General features: G+C 75.4%; 1 protein-coding gene. It reads left to right on the top strand.

The genetic code is table 11. From position 1 onward, the window contains the following. A partial coding sequence (locus SCA03_RS34885; protein WP_141275916.1) for an AMP-binding enzyme occupies positions 1 to 569 on the top strand: 569 nt, incomplete at both ends.

Genomic DNA, 569 nt, shown 5'->3' on the forward strand with positions numbered 1-569 from the left:
ACGGGACGGTGCCGCCAGCGTGATCGGCCGTCCGCTGCCCGACCTGCGCGGCTACGTGCTGGACGAGCGGCTGGTGCCGGTACCGCCCGGCGTGCCCGGCGAACTGTACGTGGCAGGGCCCGGGTTGGCGCGCGGCTATCTGAACCGTCCCGCCACGAGCGCCGAGCGGTTCGTCGCCGATCCGTACGGCCCGGCCGGGCAGCGGATGTACCGGACGGGCGATGTGGTGCGCCGCCGCACCGACGGCACGCTGGAGTACATCGGCCGGGCGGACCACCAGGTCCAGGTGCGCGGCTTCCGTATCGAACCGGGCGAGATCGAGGCCGCGCTCGTCCGTCATCCGCAGGTGGCGGACGCGGCCGTGGTGGCCCGCACGGAGCCGGGTGCCGAGCCGGGACACGGGGTGCGGCTGGTCGGCTACGTGGCGCCCGCGGCCGGTGCGGCACCCCGTCCCGCGGACGTGACCGGGCATCTGCGTGCCCTGCTCCCGGAGCACATGGTGCCGTCCGCCGTCGTGGTGCTGGACGAGCTGCCGCTGACCGCCAACGGCAAGCTGGACCGCGCCGCCT

Source organism: Streptomyces cacaoi (assembly GCF_006539165.1).
GTDB lineage: Bacteria > Actinomycetota > Actinomycetes > Streptomycetales > Streptomycetaceae > Streptomyces > Streptomyces cacaoi.